We start from the raw sequence: 6,538 nt of genomic DNA on the forward strand, positions 1-6,538 counted from the left end.
CTACGCAACATTTACAAATATGAGATGCACCCGATCTGTTTGTACCTCATGGGAGATAGAATTGCTATAACTAACCTGCTCCTGCTCTTTTCCAATTCAAAAATTAAGGCTTTGTTAATTTAAAATGATGTCTTGATAAGTACCTGACTTCACTAAACGACCTTGATCGAGTAAATAGATACAATCACAATGTTCAATAGTAGAGAGACGGTGAGCAATAATAATCATCGTTTTAGTGCCATTCAAAGATTTAATTGCTTCATTAACCAAGTGTTCAGTTTCATTATCTAGTGCAGAAGTCGCCTCATCTAGGACTAAAATTTCCCTCTGATGGTAAAGTGCGCGAGCAATTCCTATCCGCTGCCGTTGACCACCAGATAAACGCACTCCCCGTTCACCAACAACAGATTTAACTCCCTCAGGTAATTGGTCAACAAACTCCGCAAGTTGAGCAGATTGGATAGCCTGATCTAATCGTTCTCGATCAATCAAATGCTTTGGAACACCAAAGGCAATATTTCCTTCGATTGTGTCATCTATGAGAAAAATCGACTGTGGGATGTAGCCAATTAAATTTTGCCAGGAACGCAGATTCTTATATATGGATTTACCTTTGTACCTAATCTCACCACTTTCAGGTGCTAAGAGACCTAAAATTACATCAACTAATGTTGTCTTACCTGAGCCTGATTTACCGACTAAAGCAATAGATTGACCTTTGTTGATAGTCAAGGATATGTTCATAATAGTAGGGTCTAAAACTTTGGGATATCGGTAGGTAATTCTATCAATTTCGATCTGATTATCCTGGTGTGATAGACTTCTATTAACGTCAATAGACTTTGCAAAATTACTGAATTGCTCTGAGGGAGTATTAGGCTTGGATAGGGGAGATAAATCTGATAAATATTTAGGTTCAAAAATTTCCTCTACTTCAATGTCTTCTAACTCTTTTAAATCCAAGTATATTTTATTAATCGAATAGCTGGCGTTTCGCATCAAAGCAATATTAGATGTTAAATGACTAAATGCTGGAATCATGCGCACGGAAGCCAAAGCGAAAATACCTAAAACTTCGATAATATTTTCTGTCCCAAGGTTAAAGACTAAGACTATAGATACAAAAGCTACTAAAAATGTCACTAAAATTGCTTCAATTATAATGCGAGGCAAAGCTTGGAAAGTATGAAATGATGTCATGCCATTAACCAGTTGATCGACTTGATCACTCATTTGCCTTTCAAAGTAAGATTCGCAACCAATGATGCGTGTTTCTTTTAATCCTCCAAGGCTATGATTGATGATGCGAATCATTTCCTCCTTAGATTGAGATACCTTTTTTCCCCATTCGGAAATTTTGTCTTTAAATTGGTAGATAATACCCAAGGGTATTAGTAAAATCAAGGCTAGAGTAATTGTTGCGATCGGATCGGTTATTATTAGTAAAATAACTAAAAACAATATAATAATAAAACTGGCTACGGTTTTTAGGAAAGGAATCATGAATTTGACACTAAAAACTCCAGATTCTTCCAAGACCGTGTTGATTAAAAAAGCCGTATTTTTCCTAATATGAAATGTGTAAGGTGCTACCAAGTAGGCATGGAGCAAATTTGAGGATAGTTCACCGTATTGAGTAAAGCTAAATTTAAAGATATATTTTTGAGCTTGGAAACTTAATAAGGATTTAGTCCAGAAGGCAACAATAATAATTAAACCTAGCAAGGCAATAAACTGAACTTCAGAAGTTAAACCTAACTTGACATAAACCCAATGCAGCCGAGAATTTAGTTCAATCAAAGTTGGGTTAGTAGCTAACCCCATAAATGGCCCGACAAGTCCAATACCTACAGTATCCAGGAGGGAGGTTAGTAAGATTAATAACAGAAGAGGGATTAGTCTGAGTTTTCTTTCTCCGAGAATGTATAAAAAATTTGACAAATAGCTAACCATTTGGTATTGAAATTATTAGGATGATAAATGAATAATTCAGTTTAAATCAGCTTTACGATGTCGTCAAAGATAAGAGGAAGGATTGAGATTTGGTCAAATCTAGACAATTGTCCTAGTCCGGTGCCATTGCCGAGCAGCATCAGGAGAAGCTGGACAATCTCAATTACTTGCACAAAGTCATTAAGCTCTCGAAGCTGAGCTAATGGCCAATTGCCTTGATTGAAGTAACCCTGATTAGACTGTTAGTATCTATAACGTCTATAAACCAGTTTTCAAAATCCAGAAGCCCACAAGCCCTGTTAGTGTCGGCATACTGTATAGGTTATAGTTCACAAACTATTTATAATTTATCTAGTTTCATTAGTTAGTTATTATTAAAACCCCAAAAACGAGTAATTGTATAGTTAAAAATAACAAGCAAGATCTTGTTCAATATAAAATGACTAAAATTACGATTTAATTGGATTTTTTTTATATACTACTATCCTGATCATTTAGGGTGTGTTTTATAGTATTTTTTCTGATCAAAATGCCGGTAATCAGGATAAAATTAAATGACAGGTCCGCGCTATCCACGCTCTCGGGCCTCTTTAGGGATGATGGTACTACCTTGCCCTTAGTGCTTACTTCACTTACCTAAAAATGCTCAAATGACCAATGAAGACTGGCTAGAAATCGGTAGAATTGTTTCCCCCCATGGGTTAAAAGGAGAGTTGCGAGTCTATCCAAGTTCTGACTTTCCCGAAAGGTTTGAGGAGCCAGGACAGCGCTGGTTAAAACCACCAGGGGATAATCCACCCCAACCTGTAGAATTACTCTGGGGGCGTTTTGTCCCTGGTAAAGCGTTATATGTTGTGCAGCTCAAAGGGGTAGACAACCGGGATCAGGCAGAGGCGTTGCGCGGTTATCAACTGTTGGTACCAACCAGCGATCGCCCAGAGTTAGAGGAAGATGAGTATCACATCTTAGACTTGATTGACCTTGAAGTCTTTAATCAACTCACCGGTGAAGCTGTGGGGGTAGTCGTAGATGTGATCCCAGCGGGTAATGACCTTTTGAAAGTCAAATTGCTATCTTCAGTGCAACCGCCCCCAACCCAGCCGGAAACTCCACCACCCACTCGAACTAGCAAGAAACGCCAAGCCAAAGGTAAGAAGGAACCACAGCCAGCAACGGTACTGATTCCCTTTGTAAAAGCGATCGCACCAGTGGTCGATCTCGAAAATGGTCGGATTGAGATTACGCCTCCTCCGGGTTTACTAGAATTGAAGCCTTGACCTGATCAATCATTGCTAGGTCATGTTTAATCGTATTAAAAGATAACGATTAATTATAACTAATTTATCATCCATAATCAACTTAGTACCTAAATGTTTAGTAATATTAAAATGAGTAAGTTAATTAAAGTTAACAAAAAGCTGTGTCTACACAAAAACTAATACCCTACCACAGGACGGAAAACCATGTTTGGAACTGGCAAGGTCACCAAATTGAATACACCGTAATGGGGACTGGTAAGCCTCTACTGTTGGTTCATGGTTTTGGGGCATCCATTGGACATTGGCGCAAGAATATTCCTGTCCTAGCCGCAGGGGGTTATCGAGTGTTTGCCATCGATCTGCTGGGATTTGGAGGTTCTGATAAACCTGCCTTGTCCTACACCGTAGAGTTGTGGCAACAACAAATAAAGGACTTTTGGGATACCTACATCAACGAACCTACCGTATTTATCGGTAACTCCATTGGTGCTCTGTTAAGTCTGATGGTGGTAACAAACTATCCTGAGATTGCTGCTGGTGGTGTCTTAATTAACTGTGCTGGTGGACTCAATCACCGCCCTGAAGAGCTAAATCTACCTTTGCGGTTGGTGATGGGAGCTTTCACCAGATTAGTGAACTCTGCAACCTTTGGACCGTTCCTGTTTAACCGTATCCGCCAGAAAAATCGCATCCGCAGCACCCTTCGTCAAGTCTACTGTGATTCAGATGCCATTACAGATGAACTTGTAGACTTAATCTACCAGCCTGCTTGTGATCCCGGGGCTCAAAAGGTATTTGCATCAGTTCTTACTGCTCCTCCTGGTCCTGGACCTAGTGAACTTTTACCTAAGTTACAAAGTCCTCTACTCATTCTTTGGGGAGAGGAAGACCCTTGGACACCGATTTCTGGTGCTACCATCTTCCAAAAGCAGAGTGATCAGGGTAAAGACGTAAAATTTGTAGGAATTCCTAACGCTGGTCACTGCCCTCATCACGAAAACCCAGAGTCCGTAAATTCACTGATTCTCGATTGGTTGTCATCTAGCTGGTGAAATAGAAAAGGAATTAATCAGGGTCAAGCACGTAAGTAAGAAGGGTAAACTTTAACATTTACAGCTATTGATAATACTAGGCATTTTCCCTGTAAACCAAGATAATATTCCGTAAATTCACTGATTATAGATTTGCTTTTCTCTGGATATAAATAATAATAAGCGATATTTATCAAGCCATAGACAATCCTATCGTTGATTAGCCGTAAGCACATAGTTATTATGGCATCAACAGCTAGATTTTCGGTGCATAGATTGTTAGGACGAATTAATGTGAAGTAACCGAAATTGAGTGAGTATGAGCTATGTACGTGTTATTACTGATGACCGGAGCGGGAAGAGTTAATTTAACTGCTTCTTCAAGAGGTTTGAATGATTCAGATATTATTAATAAAGCGCTTGTCAGGGTCAGATTGCTTAAAGAACCAGCTAGGGTGGCTCTGAAATAAAAATCAGGTAAAGCTCCCGCAGTATTCCAGAGAACTTTTAAGTAAATTCACGGGAAGCTTTTTGAAATCTTGCTGATTCTTCAAGATTGTTTAAGTGGTTGTCGCGACGTCTTTATTGTCAAGAAATATCACAATTTAGAAGAAACCAAAATTGGCTTCCAAGTGTTACGAGTTTAACACGGAAGCTTTAACTCTTTGTTGCCAAGATAGGACTTACCCTATCAGGGGGTTCACCCCCCATTAATAAGTTGACTATATCACTTATCCTCTAATAAGAGTGTAAATGCAGAAGTTCTACAAAAATTCCTAGCAGGTAATTTATGCACAGGAGGAGATCATAATAATGACAATTGAAGAATTAGCCAAGGGCTATATGACAGCTCCAGCCTATGAAGCTCCTCTATCCTTAATTAGAGAGTTTCGTCAATTTGTGATTGACTTAGCAAAGGTAGAACTGCAAGGGGTCAATTTTGAGTACGTTGACTACCAACCCTACTTTAGAGGACCAGATCTATGTCTGAATGACATCAAAGCTGACTTTGAACAAGGAAATGTTAAAATCAGCGCCCAATATAATGAATCAGATCTACTAGGTAAGGACGTCAACTTAATTTACCGATGTATTCATGAAAGGCATCACGTTAAACTAGATGTGGACTTTGGCTGGGAAGGCGAGTGCGCGATTGCTGCTCACATTATGTCCTTTACAGACAACCTGTTGTTTAAGCAACTTCTCTTTAGTGAAGGGTTAGGGCAAGTGGCTGTGCGCCTGCATACAGGAGAATTTCCTGATTATCAAAAAGTAGTGCTTTTTGATGAAGAGGTTATACATTGTATGGAGAAGACAATGAAAAATGTCAGAAATATCCGATGCCAGAACCATTGATCGAACTGAAGGGAGTGAGCAAATCCTTTGGAAGCAATGTCATTTTGAATCAGTTGGATCTGAAAATTTATCAGGGTGATGCCCTAGTTATTATTGGTCCTTCTGGAACTGGCAAATCAACAATTCTTCGGATTATTGCTGGCTTACTACCTGCTGATGTTGGTGAAGTTTATGTTAAAGGGCAACGGCGCTCCGGTTTAATAGAAGATGCTCAAGACCCCATTGGCATTGGTATGGTATTTCAGCAGGCAGCTTTGTTTGACTCGCTGACGGTGGAAGAGAATGTGGGTTTCTTGCTTTACCAGCATTCTAAACTACCACATCATCGAATTAGGAAATTGGTCAATCAAAGCCTGGAGATGGTAGGGTTATCTGGTGTTGGAGACCGCTACCCAGCTGAGTTATCAGGAGGTATGCGCAAACGAGTCAGTTTTGCCCGTGCTATCATTTCTAATCCTGATCATCCCAGGGACAACCCAGAGGTGTTACTCTACGACGAACCAACCGCTGGACTTGACCCGATCGCCTCAACAGTGATTGAAGATTTAGTGCGCCAGATACAACGGGAAGAAAACGCTTGTAGTACTTACCTAATGGTTACCCATCAGGAGAGTACAATTCGCCGCACCGCTGACCGGGTTGTTTTCCTCTACAAAGGCAAAGTACAGTGGTCTGGCAGCGTTGGGGAGATAGATACCACAGATAATCCTCTAGTGCAGCAATTCTTTAGTGCCAGTACCACCGGTCCAATTCAAGTAATAGGTTGACTATAGGTCAAGAGACTGTTTTTATTTATGAATTTGGTTAGGTTCGTTGGCTGTAGGTTGAATGGCTTTAGGCATAACGGCTGTACGTTGAATGGCTCTAGGCTAAGCCGCTCTAATTACTAGTCAACGACCAGGACCTGTGTTATAGCACTACGCGCAAGTCAGAAGTTAG

The 6,538-nt window shown here is 40.0% G+C and carries 5 protein-coding genes; 4 read left to right on the plus strand and 1 reads right to left on the minus strand.

Translation table 11 applies throughout. The features are described 5' to 3' along the window. Nucleotides 1–114: 114 nt before the first annotated feature. Nucleotides 115–1,941 carry an ABC transporter ATP-binding protein gene (locus tag F6K37_RS29320; protein ID WP_229414747.1) on the minus strand — a complete coding sequence of 609 codons (1,827 nt, stop codon included), beginning with the start codon at nucleotides 1,939–1,941 and terminating at the stop codon, nucleotides 115–117. A gap of 662 nt (nucleotides 1,942–2,603) precedes the next feature. Here F6K37_RS29320 and rimM point away from each other — a divergent pair. The 4 genes from rimM (at nucleotide 2,604) to F6K37_RS29340 (ending at nucleotide 6,366) form a co-directional block, all read left to right on the plus strand. Further along, complete coding sequence (gene rimM, locus F6K37_RS29325; protein WP_008189395.1) at nucleotides 2,604–3,230, plus strand: ribosome maturation factor RimM; 627 nt, start codon at nucleotides 2,604–2,606, stop codon at nucleotides 3,228–3,230. Nucleotides 3,231–3,373: 143 nt separating this feature from the next. Beyond that, on the plus strand, nucleotides 3,374–4,264 hold the full coding sequence (locus tag F6K37_RS29330; RefSeq protein WP_287253993.1) for an alpha/beta fold hydrolase: 891 nt from the start codon (nucleotides 3,374–3,376) through the stop codon (nucleotides 4,262–4,264). 792 nt (nucleotides 4,265–5,056) lie between these two features. Further along, the gene (locus F6K37_RS29335; protein ID WP_008189401.1) at nucleotides 5,057–5,599 is read left to right on the plus strand and encodes a hypothetical protein; all 543 of its coding nucleotides are present in this window, start codon (nucleotides 5,057–5,059) and stop codon (nucleotides 5,597–5,599) included. Further along, complete coding sequence (locus F6K37_RS29340) at nucleotides 5,584–6,366, plus strand: ABC transporter ATP-binding protein (RefSeq protein WP_008189402.1); 783 nt, start codon at nucleotides 5,584–5,586, stop codon at nucleotides 6,364–6,366. Before F6K37_RS29335 ends, F6K37_RS29340 begins: the two co-directional genes overlap by 16 nt. Nucleotides 6,367–6,538: the final 172 nt, after the last annotated feature.

It is taken from the genome of Moorena sp. SIO4E2 (assembly GCF_010671945.1).
GTDB classification, from domain to species: Bacteria; Cyanobacteriota; Cyanobacteriia; order Cyanobacteriales; family Coleofasciculaceae; genus Moorena; species Moorena producens.

What these genes read in the sequence shown, in the direction of transcription:
- rimM (WP_008189395.1), top strand. Translation starts at nt 2,604, where the DNA reads ATGACCAATGAAGACTGGCTAGAAATCGGTAGAATTGTTTCCCCCCAT.
- F6K37_RS29335 (WP_008189401.1), top strand. Translation starts at nt 5,057, where the DNA reads ATGACAATTGAAGAATTAGCCAAGGGCTATATGACAGCTCCAGCCTAT.
- F6K37_RS29340 (WP_008189402.1), top strand. Translation starts at nt 5,584, where the DNA reads ATGCCAGAACCATTGATCGAACTGAAGGGAGTGAGCAAATCCTTTGGA.